The following is a 23230-nucleotide window of genomic DNA, read 5'->3' as shown; positions in this document are numbered from 1 at the left end:
CAAATACTTAGAAGGTGTAAAGAAGGTGGTAAAGAAAGGTATACAAGGTACCTGTTACCGGATACCAGTTACCGGATACCAGTTACCGGATACCGCGAACTGGGAACTGGGGACAGGAAACCGGCAACCGGCAACCAGCGGGTTTAACTGTTTGGCAGCGGGTACGCATGTGAGGTATTCCAGTATTTTTTCGTAAATTATGGCAAGTAATAACTTAACCTGATTCCTAAAACAAATTAAACCTTATCTCTATGGACATTAATAATCCCCGCATCGTGGATTCAGATGGCCGGGAATTATCACTTAGCAAACATTATATTGAGGGTATTAAGGAGAACCTGCAGCAATTACTTTTTGACTACGAGGAAATGGTAAAGCTCGGACGATTAATTGCTCACTCCACCGGCAGCAGATTATATGAATTGACCGGCGATAAAAATTATGTTTTCAATTATGTTCGGGGGGGATCCCATTTACTGCAGGATATTCTGGAGGGCAAAACGCTCAGTGATATTGCCACGGAAAGGAAAATAACCCCAAAGGCTGCTGAAAAGTTATGTCGCGATAGCATGCAAACACTTTTTGACAGAATAACTTCAGCACACTATTTTCATCAAACACTACTCTATCTTTTACAAAGGAACGATGAACTGGGGGCCATAAATTATACCTTGCAAAAACAATTAAACGCTATTCATCATCCAACATCCGAATCCGTGGAACCGCGCATCTTACCCGGCAGGTTTATACAAAATGACACCAGGATCGGCTGGACTGTCCTCAGGGAGGAGTATAATCTTTACCTCGACCGGGCATTTGGTTGGTATGAACATTATATTCATACCCTGCTGCAAAGAAATATCATAGATCTCGGCGCTACCATTTGTACAGTTGGTGATTGCCTGTCTAACACCAAAGAGCACATCCAGGAAAAATACTCGCTTTCTGCCGAACAAATAAACGATATGGAGCGGCTGTTAAACGTACACGCCTTAACCTTTAATATCCCCTCAGAAAATGTGTTGCTGCACTTTTACTATCCTTACCTTATGGGACTGAAATTTCATCAATTTAAATTTAGCGAAACCATCAGGTGCTGCCTGTATAGCATTCATGTACGTACTATCGGGGAAAGTATGCTTACTGAAGAGGCATCACTAAAAAAAATTAAAGGAATGGGACCTTCCAACCTTAAAAAATTAAAAAACTTTCTGGAAACGCTTGGTCTTTCACTGGGTTTTACACCAGAAAAAGTGAGGGAATTATATTACCGTCCATCAGCTATTTAAACAACTACCTCCAGTTACCTGTTACCAGTTACCGGATACCGGGAATCCGGAACGGAGAACAGAGAACAGGAAACAGGGACCCGGTAACCGGCAACCAGTTCATCCTTTCGTTTCAATAATCCACTGAAAAAACAGGGCTATCATAAAGAGTTTGCGTTTGAGCAGTTCGGAGCGGATGAAATGAACAGCTTTTTGCTTTTGGTTGTGTACCGTTTTGGGTGAGATGCCCATGCGGGCCGCAACTTCAACTGCAGACAAATTTTCAAAAAAGATGAGCTTAAAAACCTGGCGGCATTGCGGTGGTAATTCTTCTACCTGTTTATTGATCTCCTGCATCACCATGGCATTGATCAGCTCATAATCAAATCCCATGGGAGCATTGGTTTCGGTAACGTATTGCAGTTCTTTTTTCTGTTCGGTTTTACGTTGCCGGTATTTTAAAAAATTCAAACAGGTATTGCGGGTGCTGATATATAAAAATGCCTTTATATTTTCCTGCGTTTCGAAACCCTCTTTCCGCTGCCATAGTTTGGTGAAAATATCCAATACGATATCTTCAGCCTCTTCCCGATCTTCAATAAGTCGTTCGGCAAAATAACAAAGGGCAGGAAAATACTCCTCAAAAACATGCTGAAATACACGGATATCGCCTTCCTTAAATCCGGGCAAAACAATATGATCCTTATGTTCATTCGTCATGAGGAGAGCCTTACAATAAATAACGGTGAATAATGCTGTTGCTATCAATTCCCCGGGGGCTACTTTCCCATTTTTAAAGGAAGTGCCGCAACATGCAGGACAGGTTCATAACCGGGAAGGATAAAGAACGGTTAATGGGCACAAGTTAGTAGAAAAAAATCAATCGGTAAATGGTCTGCACCATTAAAACAACCGGGCAGGTATTTTCACTAAAGAATGTGGAGAATTATCTCTATTACCCCGTTTGAGGTTACAAATTGCAGGATTCTGGTTGCAGGGCACAGGGCTCAGGTTACAGGTTGCAGGGAAATACATGTGCTGTTCATTCTTGAAACCAGTTCACGGCTACAAGTTTCAGGTTACAGGTTACAGGGAAATACAGAACTCGTTTGATCCATGAAACTTGTAACCTGCAACTTCTTCCATGTTGCGGTACAGTTGCCCTGCTTTGTATCCTGCTTCCTGCTCTTAATTCAAAACCTGCTGCTGTTCATGCAGCGTCCTGATCTTCTTCCACGACCGTAATTGTAATAACGTTAGCTGTTGCAGATGCAGTAGTTTTTCTAACCCTTCGAGCAGATCGATGATATTTTGGCGCACCTCGCAATAGGCGGGCAGGTCGGCCTTGTTATCGGGTTGCAGCCGTTTGAAACCGGTAAAACAATCTATGGTGCCTGTGATTGATTTGTTCATCTTTTGCAGCATGTCGATCACATGGCCGATGTCTTCGGCGCTGGTTCGGTATTCGGTGGTAAATCGACTATTGCTTAACAGCTTTTTCATTTCATCGGTTAATTTTTGCTGCGCTTCGCCATAATTAAACAATGTACGATGCAGGGTGCGGATGGTGCCCATTAAATATAATACCTCGTCGCGATGAAATGAGGGCGGCAGCCGGGTAACGGAATGCAATGTAAGCGCCAGCTGATCGATCACGGCTTCGGTTTGAGGAAAACTGCTTTTAAGTATCTTTTTACGAATGGCAATGATACAATTGATATCAACCACTTCGCTGTTGAGCATGCTATCGAATACGTCAGTTACTTTTCTTTTATTGGCAGAATATGTTTTGTACATGAAATAGTTCCGCTTTTTCAACCCGTGTATGGGAAAAAAAGAAAAATCGTAATAATACTTCTGTTGAATCTTATAAGTATCCCTTGCATCCATAAAAATCGTTTATGAAATCAAAGGTATTTGTTATAAAAAGCGATAAAATGATCTTGCTCAGATTACAGAGTGATTCCCCTCACCCCTCTCCTACCTCACCCCCGGCCCCTCTCCTGAAGGAGAGGGGTGTGGGGAGATATCATACTCGCTGCTGACAACGATCACTCAAAAAAAAAGCATGATTTCTGAGCTTTGATGAAAACTTTAAATTATGAAAACCATTCTTGCTGCGGTTGATTTTACAGCAGCTTCTCACAATGCAGCTTTATATGCTACCGAACTGGCCAAAACATTTAATGCAAGGCTGGTTTTAATAAATGCCTTTCAACCTATACCGGTGCCGGTAAGTGACCTGATGGTAACAGTAACGCCCGATGATCCGGCCGAAGCAGCGGACCATGAATTAAAAGAAGAAGCAGAATTGCTCGATCCCGTTGGCATTGTTGATATTGAAACCGAATATGCACAGGGACGTGCGGGTGAAGTAATTATTGAAGCGATTAATAAATGGCAACCCGATATAGTAATTGCGGGCATGAAAAAAAACAACAAAGGTATTCGCCGTTTATTTGGCAGCACCGTTACGGCACTCGTTGGAAAAATTAATGTGCCATTGCTGGTGATACCCGAAGATGCGCCCTTTATTACTCCCCAGGCGATTGCGCTGGCTACGGATGCCGATATCAATCTGCAAACAAATCCGCATGCGGTAGATGCACTTTGCGAAATTGCGAACCGGTTTCATTCAAAATTGTATATGGTGCGGATCGTTAAAGATATATTCGACGAAATTATTGAAATGCATAACCGTCCGTTTAAGCTGAACCATGCAGTGAATAAACTGCAGCCCGAATATGTTTATCCGTATGGCAATAACGTACCGAAAACTTTGAATGAATTTGCAGCAACGAAGCATGTAACCATGCTGGCGATGATCGCGCATCAGCATACTTTGTTCGAACGTTGGTTTATTACCAGCACCACACGCGCCATGACGTTTGCCACCAATATTCCATTGCTGATAGTACCTGAGCTGAAATAAGTATTAAGTGGTAAGTTATAAGTTGTAAGTTCATTTTCGCCGCCGGAGTTCCGTTTGTAAACATCAAAAAATAATACAAATTTATCTGCGTGACGCCGGCGGTTGTTCCTTTGCCTTGTTTCTTGCTTTGCCCGCCGAAGCTTTAGCGAAGGAGGGTTTCTTGTGCCTTGCTGCCTGTGCCTTCGCTCGTTGCCTTAATGCCTGGTTGCCCCGATGCCTTGTATTCCTTTATCGCAGTTAGAACAATTAACCAACATATACTTTCCTATTCCATACATATCGATGATGATGGTGTCGGAATCCAACCGCAATTTGAACAGGTAATCTTTTTTTCATCAAAATCTTTCACATCAAAATAAAGGTGGTACCGGCCATAATTTTTATGTGGGTGTAAATCAAATATACAAAGTTCGGGCCCGGCGCCTGTTAAAAAAATGAGGCGGACCGTTTAAGTCCGCCTCGTTTGATGGGGGTAGGATGTGTAACTTTTATAGCAGTATTCTACCGGCATCGATCTTTAACCCTGTTTGCGGCTAAAGATTCAGTGAAATTAAAGGTTTGTAACGCCCGTCATTACTCATTACATCCTTCTTTTTTACTGAACTACCGTGGGTTAATTCGACATAAAGATAACATGCAAAAGCTGCCTGGCGGCATGATGATAGTCAGCGAAATGTCTGTTTGTGATCAGGCGGTATAATGGAAGAAAAAATGGTTAGTCGAGTTTAAATTCGATGGCTTCGGCGGTATCAAAAACAGCCATGAGACGGATGTAGGAATAATCTTTCTGGTCTTTTATTTCGATTCGTAATAATGCATCGGCATTGTCGGCAAACTCGCCGCGCAGTTGTTTATATTTCTCTTCATTAATGAGGCCGTTCTTCAGGTATTTATCGAGTTTTTTAAGTCGTTTTTCGTATGCTTTTATAATAAAACTTTTTGCCTCTATTACAGCATGAATATATTTAGAAGGTTTTTGCGGGAAGCCATTATTCTCAGGATAAGCGTTCATAACAGTTAACATTAGTTAATGCAAAGTTATTTAATAACCACCATCTCCTAAAGGGTGTTTGCTGTTTTGAAAATAAAAGATGTGGTGCATAATCATGCTAAAGCGAATAGCTGAAACCGGTGGAAACAACTTTTTCATTTAGGGAAATATATAATGATCTAACTATAAAGAATACACTGATTATTGAAGATGCTATATATGGCTTTTAAAAAAATATAGTTTTTGGCAGTCATCCGGCGTTTCTTGTTTTTGCCAAACAGACTTATCGGCCTAAATTTGTATTAACTACATACTCCTGCTACCAATCATTTCTGTACCGAAGTAAAACGAACGATTAAATACCCTTTTCTAATAGTAATTATCTGAACCGGCGCTGTGTTATATATCAGCAAAACCGGCAATCCGGTACTGTGTAATTAAACTATTACCTGAAAAAATCCGTCTGATGAAAAACCACTTAAAAACAGGCATTTGTTGCTGCAGAATCCGGCATTAGCCGGTTTTTTATGAAAAGCATAACCGGTTGAAAATGGATGCTTTAAAAAACCTTTGATAACGAACAATGGGAAAAATGGACTAAGTGTTTTGAGAGGGGTGCTGTGTTAATAATTTGGCATTATTTTTTTGACTATATATATTGCATTGTTAGCAATTGGTATTTATATTTCGCCTGATTTTAATTAAATGCTATGACCAGAAAACCATATATCCTAATAGCGGATGACGACCAGGAAGATCGCTTTCTGATCGACATTGCATTTAAGGAGATCGGCTCGTTCGAAGATCTGTTTATGGTTGAGAACGGCGTTCAGGTAATGAGCCATCTGAATGCCATACCCGAAGATGATAGTCTGCCGGCATTAATTGTGCTCGACCTGAATATGCCGGTGCTTGGCGGCATAGACACCCTGCTTCAATTAAAATCGAACAAACGTTACAAAAATATTCCCGTTATTATTCACTCCACATCGATGTATGAGGTAGAAAAAGACAAATGCCTCAAAATGGGCGCGGTTGATTTCATCAAAAAACCCGTAAGCTTTGATCAAATGATATCCACAGCGAGGTTTTTACATGGGTTTAGTTTGGATGAGACGCTGAACGTGAAACGCTGAAGGCTGAACGATAAATGCTGAACGCTGAAGGTTGAAGGCTTAACGCGGACGGTTGATTAGTAAATAATTTCAACTTTATTGGATTCAATTTTATTAAGATCTCCCTCGTCCATGTAATTGGGATGATATACTGAATATTGAATTGTATACTTACGGCCTTTTATTATTTCATACACTTCATTTAATGCTACACTCGTTTCTATTTTATCACCGGCTTTAAGTGGAATGAAATCTTCCGAAACCACAACACGGTTTACCAACATTCCAGTATAATCTACCTTTTTATTTTTTTCATTAGTGATATTAAAAACACTTCTTCGTGTCTTGCCATCTAAGCAAATAGTCTGATTATCCAAATACACAACATCAGTTGTATTGTTATAAAATAACAGTTGCGCCAATAGTAACCGATCTTTTACTTCCACGCTCAAATGAATATCAATAAACTTTGATTGCATACAATTAGCTTATTTTTTTAGTTCACTTTTCTAAAGCTTTGAAATTATGTTATTATAAAATATTCAAACGAATCTGCATTGTATAACGCTCCATTGGGATCACCAATAGCCAACTTCAAACATCCTATTTCTCCATAAATTGCATCTTCAGTTCGACCTATATCTTTAAAGTGTGACATTTCATGAATTAATACCCCTGGTCTTGAATTCTTCCCCACTGTGCCTGTCTTCCAAAATTTATCACCCAAAAAAAATGTATGAGTTTTATCTTTATGGTATGAAATAGCAAAGTCATCCTTTCTCTCTGATTCATCACCTATAATTGCAAAATTATTTTCCGTCAAGCCTTTACTAGCCTTTATTATTTTTCTAATCCTTTTTAATATTACCTTTTTTGATTCCCCATCATCACTTCCAAACCACTTTTTAAACTCCTCTAATGTTTTATAGTCATTTTTCTTTAACAGATTTAGTTTCCTTACCAGCAGGCCAATACAATCAGCAATCGCCTGATTAATTATTCTTGTTCGTTCTTCTTCCGGAGGCCATTTGAATTCTTCCTCTTCCTCATAAACCTTTACCAGTTTTCCGTGAAGCATTTCAACTGCCTCTCCACCTATTAACACCGTTACACACCCACTTGTAACATTCCCCCCATGCGCACTCCTATCCCCCATCCTCACCGCCGCTTTGCCCCCAATCAACACACTGCCAGCTCCGGAAATGATGGAATCGGGCGGGCCGCCGGCGCAGATACAGGCATCGCCGATAGTGGCGGCCGGCAGGCCCCCTATTAATACCGATTGGCAACCTGTACCGGTAATGGGACCGCCCTCATGAGGTACCGGTGGCGAGCCCGGCGTTACCATCGGGCAGGCATGCGTATCGCTTATTCGTGCTGCCGGTTTTTGCAAACTATGAAATTTATAGTTTGGAGGTTGATGTTATACACTTATTGAGTTCGGTGATCCCTCGGTCAGAGAAGTTAACATCCTCAATAATTAATTTCAACAGGATTGGATTCCAGCTTCATTATTCCCCTTTCGTCTAATGAGGCTGGGTGGTAGGTTGAGTATTTAATTGAATACCTCTCCCCTTTTACAAGCATATAAGCATCATTTAAAGCAATGCTGGTTTCTATTTTTTCACCAGCATGAAAAAGAATAAAGTCTTCCCGATTGAACATGCGCTTTATTAGCATTCCTATATACTTAACTTCTTTGCCATTTTCATCAAGAATATTAAAATAATTATTTCTCATTTCATTCCCTTCAAATATTGCCCAGGTATCCAAATATATATCTTCATTTGCATCATTTGAAAACAACAAATGTGCTATAATGACATCTTCTTTAAGTTCTATAGACAAATGAATACTAATTGACTTTTTTATCATATCCTCGATGTTAAAAAACAGAAAATCATTTCTAAATAAGAACAGCTAAGTTTCAATAAAATACTCGAAAGAATCAGCATTAAACAATGCTTCTTCAGGAATATCTTGTGCTAAATCAAGACAATATTCTCCGTAAATATAATCTCGCGTTTCACCAATATCACTAAAGTGTGACATCTCATGTATTAATACACCTGTTTTAGAATCTTTGCCAATTGAATCTGCCTTCCAAAACTTATCTCCTAAATAGATAGTGCGCGTTTCATCCACATCAATAATATATGCCAGCCATTTTCTCCTTCCGTCTTCATCTCTTATCTTTTTAAAATCTGATTCACTCAATTTTTTAAAGAAACTTATTTCTCTCCGAATTCGCGTCATAATTACTTTCCTTGATTTCTCATCATCACTCCCAAACCACTTCTTAAATTCCTCTAATGTATTATAGTCGTTTTTCTTTAACAGATTTAGTTTCCTTATCAGCAGACCAATACAATCAGCAATCGCCTGATTAATTATTCTTGTTCTTTCTTCTTCCTCCGGCCATTTGAATTCTTCCTCTTCTTCATAAGCCTTTACCAGTTTTCCGTGAAGCATTTCAACTGCCTCTCCCCCAATCAACACTGTTATACATCCACTTGTAACATTCCCCCCATGCTCACTCTTATCCCCCATCCTCACCGCCGCTTTTCCTCCAATCAACACACTGCCAGCTCCAGAAATGATGGAATCGGGCGGTCCGCCGGTGCAAATACAGGCATCACCAATTGTGGCCGCCGGCAGGCCTCCTATTAATACCGATTGGCAGCCTGTACCGATTAGGGGACCGCCCTCATGAGGTACCGGTGGCGAGCCCGGCGTTACCATCGGACAGGCATGCGTATCGCTTATTCGTGCTGCCGGTTTGCTCAAACTATGAAATTTACAAAATGGATGGTTAACATGGTTAGCATCAACCATTAATTGAGGGTGATCAAGTCGCTTTTTACAGCAACCTTTTCACTGGCATTTATGGATGTTTTGGAACTTCCGGTAATGTCAATATTTTTTCCGCTAATGCTGATAACACCATCTTTCCTGATCTCAATTTTTGAATCACCGCATTGGAATGTCATCGAGTTGTTCGATATCACCTTTATATTACCCGCCCCATCCATTTTAACATGATTGCCGTCTTTATCTTCTACCTGAATACTTCCTTCCTGATCGTTCATCACAATTTTATTACCGCTTCGGGTTTGAATGGCCTTTATATCGTTACTGCTGCTAACAACACCGGCTTTCGCTTTTCCATGAAAAACGGTGCCTATCACATAGGGCTTGATGGCATTGTCGCCCTCAAACGCCACTATTACTTCTTCGCCAATTTCGGGTATTATAAATATTCCTTTGCCATTTCCGGCATGCGGCATGGTCATGCGCAACCAGGGCGTTCGCTCTTCTTCATTCATCCAGTGAAATTTTACCCGCACCCTTCCTAATCCTTTTATATCATTATTATCTACCACCAATGCACTTTGGGTTTCACACCGGGGCTCGGTAAATCCTGCTACCGGCGGAAATTTCACCGATGCAGGCACAGCCGTAAAATGATTGATGTAATTGCCCTGTCCATCGCAATAATGATCGATGCTGATAATCGTAAAATCGCCAAACAACTCGCGCTGCTGATTGAACATGTTTTGGCCCTTTACCGTTATCATGGCGCCCGGCTGCATACCGGGCATATCGCTGATACCATTAAACCGTATCACATCGCTGTTTTGCATAGCGGCCCGGGTGTTCACCAGTTCGTCGAGCTGCTTTTTATCTCTTAAAAATTGATTATGCCACTGCTTTGGCTGAACGGTATACAACCCTTCGCTTTTTTCAAAAGCATGTTTGCCCAGATCATCCAGACCGGCACATCCGGCAATATTTTGTGATACGCCATTATATACCTCATGGTTTAAATAATCATATGCCAGCAGGTGTATATTGGGTGGCTTTACCTGCATGCTCATGGTAAAGCGACTTATCTCGGTACCATATTGCAATTCGGTTTTATCGGTCTGCGAAAGGCCCAGCAATAATTTCTGTCCGTCGTAATATAACCATTCGCCATAAGCGCCTGCGAGACGGTTAATAAACTGCCAGGCCGTTTCTTTATATTGAACCGTGTAGGCAATGGTTTCGCGGCTCGAAGGGGCAACTTTGTACTTCAGCAATCCGGGCGGAAACTGTTTTAGCACATCCTGCATAATGTTCTTAATGGCCTTTCTTTCCCAGGTTTTACAATGCGGACCATTATCGAGCAAAATAGTCGGACTATACCCGCTGATAACAATATCACCGGTATGACCATTGCGGCGAACAGCTTCTACTTTTGTTACTACACCTAAAAACGCTAAGGATGCTTTTTCCTGTTCAGACTTCACCTTTATACGTATCGGAAGTCCTATAAGATTTCGCGATACAGTAAACAACTCATTCGACTGGCCATCCACCACCTCTGCCGGACATACCAGTTTAAATGTATGATGCGCAAACATTTCCTGGCTCAGGTTCAGCGACGAGAATTTTTTAATGACAGTGCCATCTATATCAATTTCTGTTTCAACTAATTGTGACATGTATCTTTTATGTTACAGGTTACAGGTTTCAGGTTACACGTTTCAGGTCACAATGTTCCTGGCCACAGGTATTCCCTGTACCTTGTAACCTGTAACCTGCAACCGTTTGCGAAGCTTACGTGGGCCAGTTATTCTTAAACACCGAATCGTTCAACTTTATAATATGGGCGCTGATGGTTAACTGCAACTGCATGGGGTGCTCGCCCATTTGATCGAAGAGTTCGTAATACTCCACACAATGTGCGTTTTCAAATTCAAGTATCTTTAACTTGCTCATGGTATCGTACCTGATAAAAGTGATCTTTCCGCTTTTGGTATGTAACGGACTGATCATCCAGTCAAACAAACCGGCATGACTATTACTTACCAATACCATATTAATGGTTCCACCCTGTGGCATAGAAGTAGGCTTGCCTGTTACATCGATCAGCTGATTAAACTTATAGCCGCAGCGGAGCACACTCATTTCTTCTTCATCCTGCAGTTGCAGTCTGGCAATGAATGACATGATTTAAAATTTAACGCCTGTAATTAATAATACCAATAATCTGAGCCTTTGTGATGTGTGTGTAGACGCCGCATGGTTTATACCATACAAGCTGTATATCTTTGTGCTGAAGTGGTTGGGTATGCGGGTTGGGGTAATAGCTAAGCTACTGAATAAATTAAAAGCAAATCACAACTTAACCGAAGATGCAAATCGTGCTATCAAATATATGTATAATTCGAATATTTGATACAGTTACCAAATATTTTTTGAAAGAAAAATTCCAGGATGGTTGGATAAAAAAGTCCGGCTCGCATAAACCCAATAGAGCATTGCGGTCTATGGGTCGGAGAAGGGGCCAAGCGAAAAGTATAGTAAATTCTATTGTAATAGCGATCCATGCTTATTATTCAATTCTAAATTGATATCCCAAAGGAAAAACGTAAGGCAGTTGCGACAAAGGGGCTTTGATTACTTTCATCTTACTGGTACTTGAATGAATAAACTCAGTAGAACTTATAAAAATGCCTACATGTTTCCCGTCAAGCCCTACAACTACGGCGCCGGCTACCGGAGTATTAATAACCTTTCCATAATTAAGATAATCCGCCGCTAATCTGCCATATTTAGTACCGGTGAGCACCTCATTTACAACATGATTGCATTGAAAGTCAGCAGTTCTTTCTGCGCCAATAAGATTAGTTGCTGTCGTTGATGAATAGGCCATTTACGATAATTTTAGTTTATACACATATTTAAATAAGAGCTTCTTCATATGTCAAAGCCCATACCAATCTCTACCGCTTCTCTAACGATAGCGCCCATCTCTAAGAAATTACCCACTACCATTGAATATACGGTCTGATTTTGGCAACTAACAAAAGCGTAACGAATTGCTTTGCCTTTGCAGTCTGTGCCTGCATCAATCAAAGGGCTATTGCGTGCTCGCAACAGCCCCTGCTTAAGATAGATACGTTACCTCTTAGCCTTTAAACCAGCTCTGCTTCTTTCAACTTCAGCTTGTCCAAAGTGAAGGAAGGCACAAAGCTTTTATCGGTATATAACTCCATTAGTCTGTCCTGGTCTACTTTAACAAGCTTGCTGAGCGCAATTTGTTCACCGTTTCCTTCAACCCAGGCACTCTGCCAGATCGTAGCCATCGTAAGAGAACCGTTATTGATATTTTCGATAGTGGCTTCTTTGACTTTACTCCAGAGTATTTCCATGTCGCGACCTGATTTTCTCCATTCTTTGATAACGGTATCAGGGCTAAGATTATCAAATGTTTGTTTCATTAATGCAAGAACCGCAATTGCGGCGCCTTTCCCTCCCTCAAAGAGATCAGGGTCATTGACCGTGGCATCAAACGCATTAAGGCCTTCAAATAATTCCTCCCTGTTGTTTTTGTTTGTAAGCATTTTATCTTCATAATCTCCATGAACATCGTAATCTTCGGGTTTAATACCATGGTGCTTAGCTGAGATATGCAGGCATTGGCAGGCGTCTCCCACGTAATGCGACATGGTCCCGCCTGCGCAGATAAATTCATCTACCTTCCCTTTTTTCAACGCTTCTACCATAATGTCATACATCTGCCAAACCCTGAACGGTAATGCCCCAAGCCTTCTTCTCGGATCCCCATTTTTATCCGTTTCAGGTTTTACAGCATCCAATTGTCCGTAAAAATCCAGCCATTTGTCTTTGTTAACGAAATCCTCATTTACTGAACCGTCAGGCCTAAAGCATAAGTCTAATAAACTTAAGTTATCCATTACATCTCTATAATGGTCGTCCATGTCAGCGAAATGGTTTGATTCATCATTACCCCTGGCAACTCCCTTATTGCCTTTCAGTGGTCGCCAAACAAGATCGGCAACATCAGACAATGGTGTAAATTCTCCGCTGCCTCCTTTAACCAGGTCGCCGGGATTATTTAAGTCTTCATCAGAGTAACCGATATTAAATTTATTTTTTTGTAATAGGGTAAGTAATGCCTGATTCGTGACGAGATCACAAGCTCTTGAACCAATCTTAAAATGACCGGTTTTCCCCCACGTGTATTCCTGGTCGATATTCCAACCCCGCAGCAGATCAACATCCAGCTCCCTGCAGATGTTGCTCAGGCTCGTGGCAAGTACGTATGTTCTTTTTTTCTTTTTGTCGCCATCCATGAATTCATGCTGTCCCCAGTGAAGAGCAAAAGGACGCAGAATTTTGTTCTTATCGCTATCTTCATCTTCTATCAACCAAAGTGTTCCACTATCGCCATGATGCGTATTTAAATCCTGTCCGCCGGGTCCTGCGAGCAGGAAGTCAGCGATGTATTCAGTGCCACCAACAGATTTATACCTGTAAAACAGCCCTGCTATTTCACCCTGCAGGTCATGTGAAACGGCGCCAAAGGCAAATACTTTTTTTGTAATAAGATCAAGCGAAAGATTGAAGGTATTGAGGTCCTTTAATTCATTAAGTTGTCCGAGTCCGAAAACTTCAGTCTTCCACATGTTTAAATCATCTACTTCTATGAGTCCTACGTCACTGTTTACGACAAGATTATTACCTGTAAAACCGGGATACAGCTCAATGAATTTATTCTTGCCTAATTGTTTTGATGAACTGACGCCAATCCTCGTTTCAACGGTATTCAGGCGTGAAAAGATTTCGGTTCCCTCTTTGCCGGTAACGTGTTTATTTGTAAGAGCATAAACTTTGTTTCCGTCAGTTACAAGGCATCCAACAGATGCGATTCTCTGCTCGCCCTGAGTGTGTACTATTAACGGAAAACCACCGCTGACCAGGTTTTTAGGGAATTTCAAATCACCTTCATTAACGATCATGTCTGAAACTTCCGATCTGGGAGATTCCACTACACAAATAGGCACAACCCTGCCATCGGGCATAAAAATACTTCTGGGGATTATACTGTTGGCCCCATCATGGATAAGTTCGCCCTCATCTTCCCATTTTCTGACAAAAACCAGTACACAGGGCCACGAAAAATCTGTCACAATACTGTTCTCTAAGGTTCGCACAGGTCTCGGGAAATCTTTAGTTGGATGGTATTCACCTTTTTCATCGAAGTCAGATTTTCTGATCCGGTACCTTCCTATTGCAGTTGCAATCACATTTCTTTTGTTCATTAAATGCACATGAAATGTATCACGGGCTTCCACTAAATCTTTAATGGAAAGATGTGAGAAAGACGTATTGTCTTCTACTGTTTTGTAAAGGGGCATAAAAGAAGCGTTTAGATGAATGAATTAAAGTCGATCACAAAGTGGAGATTTGCTAACACAGGGATGGAGTTCTACAAGAAATTGGAGTAAATACTCAACTAATGTAGAAAATATTTTTTACCCTAACAAACAGTGTACGGTTAATTTCTCATGAAGTCTTTTTTATCACTCAGCTTTAATGCACTCTCTTCTATGCGTGGGCTCAAATGATAATAGTATATAAGCATTTTTTATGACAAAATAAACGTGATTTTTCACGTTTATTTCGTGGCATCTCGCCTTGCATATAATCAAAAAATTATTTTGATTTGCGACATTAATGATACTGCAGCCGTTATAAGAAAAGAAATTGAATAGGACTATGAATGCTATATGGACATTTACGATGATCGCAAAAGTTGAAATGACATGAACAGTAAACCCATTTCATTTTTTGGTATTGTAATTCAGCTCACCCTCTTCCCTTCCATCAATAACTTAATGGCATGATCAAAAGAGCCGGCCTGAATAATTTGCCCGGCATTTACAAAGAATATCTCATCGGCTTTTTCAATGGTATTCAGCCGGTGGGCAATTACTATCCGGGTAGTTTGAACAGGAAGCTTATCCAGTATTTCACCCAGCAATTGTTCGGTTACGGTGTCTATATTGGCAGTGGCTTCATCCAGGATCAGCAATTCCGGTTCGCGCAGCAAAGCCCGTACAAAAGCGATCAATTGCCGCTGCCCCAGGCTCATCGACTCCCCCTTGCTCAACACAGGCGTTTCTAATCCTTTGTCGAACCGCCCCAGTATGTGCAACAGCCCCTTTTGTTGTAATACTTCATTCAACTGTTCCGGACTATATTTTTGGTATATTTCATTACCATACAGGATATTATCGTACAGGGTACCGGTAAACAAAAAAGGTTCCTGCAAAATAAAGCCGATCTTTTGCGTTCTTTCTTCGGTTTTGTATGTGCGTATGTCTTTCCCATCCAGTAATACCTGTCCGCTTACCGGGTCGTATAAACGCGCTATCAGTGAAGCGGTGGTGGTTTTTCCGCCACCGGTAGGTCCCACAAAGGCATAAGTTTTTCCCCGCTCTAATGTAAAATTCACTTTTTGAAGCACTTCCTTATCGTCATAGCTGAACGAAACATCGCGAAACTCAAGCAATCCTTTTCCATTAGCCGGCTCCAAAGCCAGCACCGGCATATCAGATTCCATAGCCAGTACAGCAGAAATGCGGTCCCAACCGGCCATGGCTACCTGAAAAATAGGCCACACACCCGCGATTTGCCGCATCGGATCATAAAAACGGGATAGATAAACGAAATAACTGATCATAAATCCAATGGTAAACTGTCCTTGCCCCAGCAGATAGATGCCAAAAAAAAGCACGATGATCTGGGCCACATTACCTGCAAACCCATACGATGGAATAAATATATTATTGGCAACACCTGCTGCCACCGCCCGGCGATAATTCTGTTCATTGATCGCAGCAAATCGTTTATTAAAATAATCACGACGGTTGAATGCCACTACTACTTTAAAATTGTCAAGGCTTTCCTGTATTTCGGCACTCATACTCCCTACAGACTGCAGGCTGGCTGCATTTCTTTTTTTGATCCAGGGCGAAGCGAGTTGGGTAAAAAGCAGCACGACCATTGCAGGCGCCAATGCTGCCAGCCCCAGTTTTATATTCACGGCCAGAATAAAAACAGCTGCACCGATCATCATAAAAAGTGCACCTACGAATTGCAGCAAGCCCTGTGAAAAAAACTGGTTCAGTTTATCAGTATCATTGTTGATGCGCGATATCAGATCTCCTGCCTTGTTCTGGCTGAAGAATGCAACGGGCAGAGACTGCAATTTTGAAAACAACTGGTTGCGCAGCGAAAACAGTATGTGCTGGCCCACCGTTCCCATCCACCTGGTTTGAAAATAGCTGGCAATAAAACCTGCAAGGTACAAGGCAAAGACCACCACGGATGCTCTTACAACACCCGGATAATCTTTGTGCAGAATAGATGTATTGATAGTATGGGCAATAATCACCGGCACTATCAGGGAAGTAAGCGTATTGCATATCAATGCCAGAAAAGCGACAGAAAGGATCTTACGCTCGCCTTTCAAAATGGGCATTAACTTTTTCAGGGCCGCAAAGGGTCTGGTGGTTCCCGTATTAAGCTGGTATTTCATACTGGCTGGTACTCTTTTGTGATTCGAACAGTTGATTATATTCAGGCGAGCTTTTCAATAATTGCGCATGCGTTCCGGTAGCAATAATTTCTCCTTCCATAAGCAATACACACTGGTCGTAATCGGTAACAGAAGCGATCTTTTGAGTAACCGATATCAGCGTGATTCCCGGATACAGGGTGCTTACATTTTCAAGGATTCTTTTTTCAGTATGGGCATCTACCCGCGCCGTAAAATCATCGAGCAACAATACTTTGGGGTTCAGGGCCAGTGCACGGGCCAGCATAATGCGCTGCTTTTGACCGCCCGATAAATTTAGCCCCCGTTCCGAAATAACCGTTTCGAGCTGATTGGGTAGCGATTCAATAAAATCGGTCAACTCCGCAGCCCGAACGGCCTTATGCAGGTCTTCCGAAGTAACGGTTTCAGAGAAAGCGATATTTTCACGGATGGTCAAATTGAATATCACACTGTCCTGAAATACAAAGCCCATTTGCCGGTGAAACAATTGCCTGTCGATTTCGTCCAGAGGTACTCCATTATACAGCACCTTTCCTTCCTGCGGTTGTGCCAAACCGCTCAACACATACAACAATTGTGTTTTCCCTGCTGCCGTAGGGCCAATGATGGCTGTTCTGGTGCCGGGTTGTATCGATAGTGAAATATCGTTCAGCACTTTCTTTTCGCCAAACCGAAGGGTAATATTTGAAAGCTGCACCGGTCCGGTTAATTGAACCGGCATTGTTCCGGCTTTTTTAGGGCCTTCTGCCAATAAGAGTGCAGAAAAGCGTTCATACGAAGCCGATGACTGTGCAATGATATTGCTCATAAAACCAATCATGATAATGGGAAATATCATAATGGCTAAATAACTGTTAAACGCAGAAAAATCGCCCAGCGACATGCTGCCGGTGATCACAAAATGCCCGCCCAAAAGCAGGATGAGCATGGAACTGAGGCTGGCAACAAAAGAAATTACAGGAATAAGAATTGATAAATATTTAAGTATCGCTAACCTAATGCTGCGGGCTTTTGTATTGGCGTCAATAAATTTATTGTATTCCTGTTGCCGGGTATTCAATACGCGAATAAGCGCGGCGCCCAGAATGCTTTCATTAATCACTTTATTTAACCAATCAATAATGCCCTGTACTTCCCTGAAAAATTTCCTGATCTTTTTCATAATAATAGAGCGGGCCACCCAAATAACAGATACCAGTAAAAGCACCAGCAGGGCCAGCTTCCAGTTGGTGATCAATAACAGCATGCTGGCGCCAATGATCAAACAGTAAGAAGAGATGAGGTTACCTACAGCCATCCCTACAAACAATTTTATGGCATCAACGTCGGAAGTAAGATTAGTAAGCAAACGGGCCGGGGATACTTCCATCACATACGAATAATTCTGCTGTGCGATCTTTTCTGCAAACTGCTGCCGCAAATCTCTGGCCACTATTTCTGAAGCATAGGATTGTACTACCGACTGCAGGTAAGTGAAAATAAATACCAAAAAGGTAATGATAGCAAATTGCCACAATAGTTGTTCTTTGATCGTATGTGCCTGCACATATGAGTCGATCGCCCTTGCAATGATTTTTGGAATCAGCAACCCCAAAAGGCTGGCGCTGACGGTAAAAAAAATTAAAAGCGCAATCAATTTTTTATACCCGAAAACCATCGCATATATCTTTGGCTTTTTAGCGGGTGCGCTGCCTTTTGTTTTCATGCTTATTCCCGGGGATTTTATTGCGTTTCTATAATGAATGATTCCGGTAGTATGACGAGCCGGAGTGACGTAGGGTTGGTATACAACCTGTTTTTTTTAGATTACAGCAAACTTACTTCAATATTTCCTTATCTCTTTTCCATTCTACAATTTCTTTCAGGGCTTTTACATCCAGCCTGCTAAAATGAATTACTGATCTTTGTAATGTTTTCGGGGCTGCTTCTGTACGTGCCAAACTTTTTTAACAGATTTCGGATAACCATGGTTCAATCTTCATTTTATTTCTTGTGCATGTGGGGCCATTTTGATGAAGCTCGTCAAAAAATAGCAATATTTGGATTGCTTGCTTTCCACAGAAAATCTAATTTCACGAAAAAAGCTATCAGGTATATAGCGCTTGATAATAATGTCTGATAAAATTGTAAATTATTACAGGATCGAAAAAGCGATCGGCTATTTAACCCAACGCTTTAAAGACCAACCCGACCTGGATGAAATCGCCGGAAAGGTATATATGAGCCCCTTCCATTTTCAAAGGGTTTTTACCGATTGGGTAGGCATTAGCCCCAGGAAATTTCTGCAATATATCACACTGGATTATTTAAAGAATAAGATAAAAGAAACCGAAAACATGATGGAGGCGGCGGAGCTTGCCGGTTTGTCGAGCCAGTCGAGAGTACATGACCTGTTTGTGAAGATCGAAGGGGTAAGTCCGCAGCAGTATAAAACTGAAGGAAAGAACCTGGAAATATTCTATGGGTACCATGCTTCGCCCTTTGGAATGTGTTTTATAGCTATTGCAGAAAAGGGCATCTGTGCATTGAAGTTTATCGATGAAGAAAAAAGCAGAAATGAGTTTGAAATGTTTTCCAGGCAATGGCAACTGGCAAAGCTGGTTCATAAACCCGATTACACACAAAGCTATATCAATCGAATATTTAAAAAATACCAACATCAGGCAGGAACTTCCGATCACGCGGCCCATCACAACCATGATAGCCTTACGGTGTTGGTGAAAGGGACCGATTTTCAAATAAAGGTTTGGGAAGCGTTGGTTAAGATTCCCTTCGGATCAGTGGCATCCTTTCAACAAATTGCAGAAGCCATCAAACAGCCTCATTCAACGAGAGCCGTAGGCTCGGCCGTTGGTTCAAATACCATCCTCTATCTGATCCCATGTCATCGTATCATCTCAAAGAACGGAACCATGGGCAATTATCATTTCGGTAAAGTTCGAAAACTTACAATGATTGGCTGGGAGAATGCATTGTTGAACCGCTTCGAATAATAACAATAGCAAGAATTGGATTGCAGACCAAAGATTGCGGTTATAGCTTGCGCGTTATAATCAGGCATCTCCGATGCGCTGATAATAACCGATAAACAAAAATTGTATGCAGGCATTAATCGTAATTGACGCTCAAAATGAGTTTTCTCAAAATGGAAAGAGACCTGTTCCAAATTATCTCAATGCAATTGAAGTAATAAAAAAACACGCAGGTGTGGCGCGAATGTCAAAAACACCGATAGCATGGGTAAGGCATTTTAACAAGCCCGATGAGTCGCCTGCTTTTATTCCTGGCACATGGGGCGCCGAATTCAACTCCGGCTTAGGCCCCCTTTCGGGAAATGAACTCGAAAAGGAATTTCAAAAGAATGTCTATGGCGCTTTTACCGGCTCTGATATCGGTCAGTGGCTTAAGAAATTGGGTGTTGACGAGGTGCTCATCACTGGCTTTTATACGCATGGTTGCGTGTCAACGACCGCAAGGGAAGCCATTATGCTCGATCTGAAGGTTTCCCTCGACATAAATGCTACAGGTGCATGCGACATGAAGCATGAATTACTTGGAGAATTGACTGCTGATGAAGTTCGTCGAAGCACATTGTTACAACTGGCGAATATGGGTGCAACTATACGCGCTTATGACGTTCACTAAAAACATAAAGCAAATTAAGGGATGAAACGAAGAACACTGATAAAGTCCGCTGTTTCAGCAGCATCAGCAGGCTTGCTGTCACCACTCGCCGGAGCAACCGAAATCGCACACAGGAATGAAAAGCCAGATAAGGGCGAAGAGAAAAATAATTCAGGAATGAAAATTCAAAGACTTCCCTGGGCAGGGATTAAGATTGAGCTGGACACAACCACTCTATTTATCGATGCCACTTCCTACGACGAGTACAGGGATATGAAACCGGAGGCGACGACTGAAAATAAGCATGCGCTTATTACTCATCATCATTCTGATCACTACGATGCTGTTGCGCTCAGAAATGTTTTCGACAAAAGAAGCCGTTTGTATTGTTTTGAGGATACAATACCATGGATCGATACACGGGATTTGAGAACACAGCCTGTGAAGCTTTATCAACCTGTTGACGTTTCCCGCTGGACTGGCGATTTGGTAGCGATCCCTGTTCCGGCGGTAGATGGATTCGGACATCCTCAGGTATCGTGGGTGGTTCAGGGAGGAGGAAAAAGGATCATTCATTGTGGAGATACCTTATGGCATGGATACTGGCGGGATATTGCAATAGCATATGGACCGTTTGACATTGCATTTATGCCGATCAATGCGGCCCGGATCAACCAGGGGAATGTACGGGATACGGGGATCCCTGCAGTCATGGATCCTAAACAAGCTGTTGTAGCATCCCAATTGCTCAATGCGGCAACAGTTTGCCCCATTCATTATGGCCGTGCCGGTGAAAACTATTTTGAAACGCCCGATCCTGAAGGTAATTTTTTACGATTTGCAGGAGAACATAATGTCAAGCCGCTTTTATTAAAGCAAGGGGAATATGTAAAACTGTAGTAGCCTGAAATAAAAAAAGGTCCTCTGTAGAAACAGCCGACCTCTAACGATTGCTTGCCATATGAAAAAAAACGTAAAATCTTTTTTGGGTGAAGCTTTGCTTCGGGTTGGAGCTCTTCATCTTCTTTTTCTTTCTCTTCTCTGCTGCTCCGTTGTTTGATGATGTAAAAGTACAGCGCCGTTTGCTTACCTCATAATCAACAATCCGGCCATTTTATTATGCCTAACCCTCCGAAACCAGGTCAAAACCCGCACCAGTCCTGCATTTCACGATATTTTGTTAATGATTCCCTCCAACAATTATGTTTATTGATAATTTTCCCGAAGTAGTTTAATTGTATTTATTACGCGTAAATATTAATGGTGAATGGGGAGTGGCGGGTATTGAGTGAAGAATAAGGACATGAAGGTGCAGGATGGTATAAATATAACCCGGTGACTTCAACCCCGGGAACCAGAAAATGTTAAAATGTATTTGGCTTAGTTAGCCCAATGGCTGCAAATGAATTTTTGAAGAGAGTGGTAAGTATCAGGTGGGTAACGGATAATATGAATGGAGAGTTAGGAATTAAGGGAACATATCTGTGTTCATCTGTGAAATCCCCCGACAAATCGGGACAGGCTCTGGCAAACTGATTTATGTCGCCGCAGGCGACACTCTTGTATCAGTGGCCTTAACCGGCATAAAATAAAAAAGGTCCACTGTAGAAACAGCTGACCTCTAACGATTGCTTGCCATATGAAAAAAAACGTAAGATCTTTGTTGGGTGAAGCTTTGCTTCAGGTTGGAGCCTCTTCTCTTCTTTTTCCTTCTCTTCCGCTGCTCCGTTGTTTGATGATGTAAAAGTACTGCGTCCTTTGTTTATTCTATAATCAACATTTTGGCTGTTTTATTATCGCAAACCCTGCTGAACGATTGCAAAACCCGCTACCACACTGCATTTCAGCAAAAAATACTCATGGTTTCCAACCCTAATTCCGGGGCTTTCGAAAACGTTTGCGTAACCTTGAAAGACCCGTCAGGAGGCCATTTGGCGGCAACCAATCAGATAATTTATGCCCCGGCACGGCTTCAGGCGCGGCGTGCAACTCCTTTTTTAGTGCCGGGAAGTATATACCCGGTCAGGCAAAACCCTGTCAGAGCCAGCCCCGCCTGTGTATTGTTAACTTAACAATTATATTACCTGCCACTGCCCGCCTTCGCCGGATGAACTTAACAAACAGATTTTATTGTTTGTCGTTGTCTACTTTACATTCTATTAACAATTTCCGGCTTGTTAATGCTTGTTAACACGTGTTATGTAAAAATCTTGTTAACAGCCAAACCGGTATATTATTATTTATAATTTTGTACCCCATGTTACGAAAGGTACTTGCATTTTTACTGCTCCTTAGCCACATGAACACGTCAATGTTTTTACCACAGGTGACGGAGCAGGATGCCTATGATAGTACCGGAAACCAGATCAACGACATTAACAGTGTGGTTGAATATGTGAACGTTGTGATATTAGGCCATCAACAAAACCCTCCCATAGATGAAGACGACGACAATGGCCAGAATTTTCACCTCGTTAAAATGGTGAACTATTGCTTTGTTCCCTTTTTCACTGAAATACACGAAAAAATAGCAATAGGTACAGAAATAAATTCTGTATTCCCTTACTTCAACGATAACAAAACCGAACCCGGTTTCTTCAGTATTCAACTACCTCCCCCAAAAGCGTGATCGTGAATGGTCAATGTGAATGGTGAATGCTTCGCACTGAGTCAATCATCCTTTTAGGGATGGCTTACTCATAGTGCATCGCACATTATCATCACTGTCATTTATTGTTCCTGTGCTCATAAACATCATGTCATGGGCGCGCTATCAATTTGTATTGCCCATAAGGTTTTATCTGTAATACATGCAACGAATGCTTGCCTTTTTCTCCCATCGCCCACCGGGCGCAGGAGAAAAGGAACAGGCCTGCTTTATCC

At 41.7% G+C, this 23230-nt stretch carries 21 protein-coding genes; 7 read left to right on the top strand and 14 right to left on the bottom strand.

All coding sequences use genetic code 11. The features are described 5' to 3' along the window. Positions 1-251 precede the first annotated feature (251 nt). Positions 252-1289: a hypothetical protein gene (locus AC59IL_RS32855; protein WP_496556490.1), complete on the top strand. Its 1038-nt coding sequence runs from the start codon at positions 252-254 to the stop codon at positions 1287-1289. A gap of 99 nt (positions 1290-1388) precedes the next feature. Here AC59IL_RS32855 and AC59IL_RS32850 read toward each other — a convergent pair whose 3' ends face one another. Further along, entirely contained in the window at positions 1389-1988 is a 600-nt protein-coding gene (locus AC59IL_RS32850) for an RNA polymerase sigma-70 factor (RefSeq protein ID WP_496556489.1), read from the bottom strand. A 468-nt stretch (positions 1989-2456) separates the two neighbouring features. Beyond that, positions 2457-3158: a hypothetical protein gene (locus AC59IL_RS32845; protein WP_496556488.1), complete on the bottom strand. Its 702-nt coding sequence runs from the start codon at positions 3156-3158 to the stop codon at positions 2457-2459. Positions 3159-3369: 211 nt separating this feature from the next. Between AC59IL_RS32845 and AC59IL_RS32840 the strand changes: the two genes are divergently transcribed. Continuing rightward, on the top strand, positions 3370-4200 hold the full coding sequence (locus AC59IL_RS32840) for a universal stress protein (RefSeq protein WP_496556487.1): 831 nt from the start codon (positions 3370-3372) through the stop codon (positions 4198-4200). Positions 4201-4915: 715 nt separating this feature from the next. Here AC59IL_RS32840 and AC59IL_RS32835 read toward each other — a convergent pair. Further along, on the bottom strand, positions 4916-5212 hold the full coding sequence (locus AC59IL_RS32835; RefSeq protein WP_496556486.1) for a hypothetical protein: 297 nt from the start codon (positions 5210-5212) through the stop codon (positions 4916-4918). A gap of 689 nt (positions 5213-5901) precedes the next feature. Here AC59IL_RS32835 and AC59IL_RS32830 point away from each other — a divergent pair. Beyond that, positions 5902-6327 carry a response regulator gene (locus tag AC59IL_RS32830; RefSeq protein ID WP_496556485.1) on the top strand — a complete coding sequence of 142 codons (426 nt, stop codon included), beginning with the start codon at positions 5902-5904 and terminating at the stop codon, positions 6325-6327. Between the two features lie 56 nt (positions 6328-6383). On the opposite strand, the gene AC59IL_RS32825 is transcribed toward AC59IL_RS32830, so the two are convergent. The 11 genes from AC59IL_RS32825 to AC59IL_RS32775 all read right to left on the bottom strand — a co-directional run bounded on the left by AC59IL_RS32825 (position 6384) and on the right by AC59IL_RS32775 (position 18663). Next, a complete protein-coding gene (locus AC59IL_RS32825; protein ID WP_496556484.1) occupies positions 6384-6785 on the bottom strand; it encodes a hypothetical protein in 402 nt (133 codons plus the stop codon). A gap of 44 nt (positions 6786-6829) precedes the next feature. Next, entirely contained in the window at positions 6830-7699 is an 870-nt protein-coding gene (locus tag AC59IL_RS32820) for a M35 family metallo-endopeptidase (RefSeq protein WP_496556483.1), read from the bottom strand. A gap of 80 nt (positions 7700-7779) precedes the next feature. Next, positions 7780-8181 (bottom strand): hypothetical protein, encoded by a 402-nt coding sequence (locus tag AC59IL_RS32815; protein ID WP_496556482.1) that lies wholly within the window; start codon positions 8179-8181, stop codon positions 7780-7782. A gap of 45 nt (positions 8182-8226) precedes the next feature. Next, positions 8227-9093 (bottom strand): M35 family metallo-endopeptidase, encoded by an 867-nt coding sequence (locus AC59IL_RS32810; protein WP_496556481.1) that lies wholly within the window; start codon positions 9091-9093, stop codon positions 8227-8229. A gap of 47 nt (positions 9094-9140) precedes the next feature. Continuing rightward, a complete protein-coding gene (locus AC59IL_RS32805) occupies positions 9141-10793 on the bottom strand; it encodes a type VI secretion system Vgr family protein (protein WP_496556480.1) in 1653 nt (550 codons plus the stop codon). 115 nt (positions 10794-10908) lie between these two features. Next, complete coding sequence (gene tssD, locus AC59IL_RS32800) at positions 10909-11301, bottom strand: type VI secretion system tube protein TssD (RefSeq protein WP_496556479.1); 393 nt, start codon at positions 11299-11301, stop codon at positions 10909-10911. A 385-nt stretch (positions 11302-11686) separates the two neighbouring features. Further along, the gene (locus tag AC59IL_RS32795; RefSeq protein ID WP_496556478.1) at positions 11687-12007 is read right to left on the bottom strand and encodes a hypothetical protein; all 321 of its coding nucleotides are present in this window, start codon (positions 12005-12007) and stop codon (positions 11687-11689) included. Between the two features lie 262 nt (positions 12008-12269). Further along, positions 12270-14516, bottom strand: a complete 2247-nt coding sequence (locus tag AC59IL_RS32790) for a Nal1-like putative serine protease (protein ID WP_496556477.1) — start codon at positions 14514-14516, stop codon at positions 12270-12272. A gap of 446 nt (positions 14517-14962) precedes the next feature. Beyond that, positions 14963-16702, bottom strand: a complete 1740-nt coding sequence (locus AC59IL_RS32785; RefSeq protein WP_496556476.1) for an ABC transporter ATP-binding protein — start codon at positions 16700-16702, stop codon at positions 14963-14965. Continuing rightward, positions 16686-18428, bottom strand: coding sequence for an ABC transporter ATP-binding protein (locus tag AC59IL_RS32780; RefSeq protein ID WP_496556475.1), 1743 nt, complete (start codon positions 18426-18428; stop codon positions 16686-16688). The genes AC59IL_RS32785 and AC59IL_RS32780 overlap by 17 nt, the downstream gene beginning before the upstream one ends. Before the next feature lie 112 nt (positions 18429-18540). Continuing rightward, positions 18541-18663 carry a hypothetical protein gene (locus tag AC59IL_RS32775; protein ID WP_496556474.1) on the bottom strand — a complete coding sequence of 41 codons (123 nt, stop codon included), beginning with the start codon at positions 18661-18663 and terminating at the stop codon, positions 18541-18543. Between the two features lie 171 nt (positions 18664-18834). Between AC59IL_RS32775 and AC59IL_RS32770 the strand changes: the two genes are divergently transcribed. From AC59IL_RS32770 to AC59IL_RS32755, 4 genes are all read left to right on the top strand, one after another. Beyond that, positions 18835-19716, top strand: coding sequence for a methylated-DNA--[protein]-cysteine S-methyltransferase (locus AC59IL_RS32770; protein WP_496556473.1), 882 nt, complete (start codon positions 18835-18837; stop codon positions 19714-19716). A 106-nt stretch (positions 19717-19822) separates the two neighbouring features. Then, positions 19823-20368 (top strand): cysteine hydrolase family protein, encoded by a 546-nt coding sequence (locus AC59IL_RS32765; RefSeq protein WP_496556472.1) that lies wholly within the window; start codon positions 19823-19825, stop codon positions 20366-20368. A 21-nt stretch (positions 20369-20389) separates the two neighbouring features. Beyond that, entirely contained in the window at positions 20390-21247 is an 858-nt protein-coding gene (locus tag AC59IL_RS32760; protein ID WP_496556471.1) for an MBL fold metallo-hydrolase, read from the top strand. A 1357-nt stretch (positions 21248-22604) separates the two neighbouring features. Further along, positions 22605-22976, top strand: a complete 372-nt coding sequence (locus AC59IL_RS32755; protein ID WP_496556470.1) for a hypothetical protein — start codon at positions 22605-22607, stop codon at positions 22974-22976. Positions 22977-23230: the final 254 nt, after the last annotated feature.

The sequence above is a fragment of the Niastella sp. sgz303648 genome (assembly GCF_059587045.1).
The sequence above is the reverse complement of the archived record's forward strand: the minus strand, read 5'-3'. Positions and strand labels throughout refer to the sequence as shown.

Excerpts from the sequence above, each read along its gene's own strand:
- AC59IL_RS32795 (WP_496556478.1), bottom strand. The coding sequence starts at position 12,007 with ATGGCCTATTCATCAACGACAGCAACTAATCTTATTGGCGCAGAAAGA.
- AC59IL_RS32765 (WP_496556472.1), top strand. The coding sequence starts at position 19,823 with ATGCAGGCATTAATCGTAATTGACGCTCAAAATGAGTTTTCTCAAAAT.
- AC59IL_RS32755 (WP_496556470.1), top strand. The coding sequence starts at position 22,605 with ATGTTACGAAAGGTACTTGCATTTTTACTGCTCCTTAGCCACATGAAC.
- AC59IL_RS32850 (WP_496556489.1), bottom strand. The coding sequence starts at position 1,988 with ATGACGAATGAACATAAGGATCATATTGTTTTGCCCGGATTTAAGGAA.
- AC59IL_RS32835 (WP_496556486.1), bottom strand. The coding sequence starts at position 5,212 with ATGAACGCTTATCCTGAGAATAATGGCTTCCCGCAAAAACCTTCTAAA.
- AC59IL_RS32805 (WP_496556480.1), bottom strand. The coding sequence starts at position 10,793 with ATGTCACAATTAGTTGAAACAGAAATTGATATAGATGGCACTGTCATT.
- AC59IL_RS32780 (WP_496556475.1), bottom strand. The coding sequence starts at position 18,428 with ATGAAAACAAAAGGCAGCGCACCCGCTAAAAAGCCAAAGATATATGCG.
- AC59IL_RS32815 (WP_496556482.1), bottom strand. The coding sequence starts at position 8,181 with ATGATAAAAAAGTCAATTAGTATTCATTTGTCTATAGAACTTAAAGAA.
- tssD (WP_496556479.1), bottom strand. The coding sequence starts at position 11,301 with ATGTCATTCATTGCCAGACTGCAACTGCAGGATGAAGAAGAAATGAGT.
- AC59IL_RS32855 (WP_496556490.1), top strand. The coding sequence starts at position 252 with ATGGACATTAATAATCCCCGCATCGTGGATTCAGATGGCCGGGAATTA.
- AC59IL_RS32790 (WP_496556477.1), bottom strand. The coding sequence starts at position 14,516 with ATGCCCCTTTACAAAACAGTAGAAGACAATACGTCTTTCTCACATCTT.
- AC59IL_RS32785 (WP_496556476.1), bottom strand. The coding sequence starts at position 16,702 with ATGAAATACCAGCTTAATACGGGAACCACCAGACCCTTTGCGGCCCTG.
- AC59IL_RS32770 (WP_496556473.1), top strand. The coding sequence starts at position 18,835 with ATGTCTGATAAAATTGTAAATTATTACAGGATCGAAAAAGCGATCGGC.
- AC59IL_RS32845 (WP_496556488.1), bottom strand. The coding sequence starts at position 3,158 with ATGGATGCAAGGGATACTTATAAGATTCAACAGAAGTATTATTACGAT.
- AC59IL_RS32840 (WP_496556487.1), top strand. The coding sequence starts at position 3,370 with ATGAAAACCATTCTTGCTGCGGTTGATTTTACAGCAGCTTCTCACAAT.
- AC59IL_RS32825 (WP_496556484.1), bottom strand. The coding sequence starts at position 6,785 with ATGCAATCAAAGTTTATTGATATTCATTTGAGCGTGGAAGTAAAAGAT.
- AC59IL_RS32760 (WP_496556471.1), top strand. The coding sequence starts at position 20,390 with ATGAAACGAAGAACACTGATAAAGTCCGCTGTTTCAGCAGCATCAGCA.
- AC59IL_RS32830 (WP_496556485.1), top strand. The coding sequence starts at position 5,902 with ATGACCAGAAAACCATATATCCTAATAGCGGATGACGACCAGGAAGAT.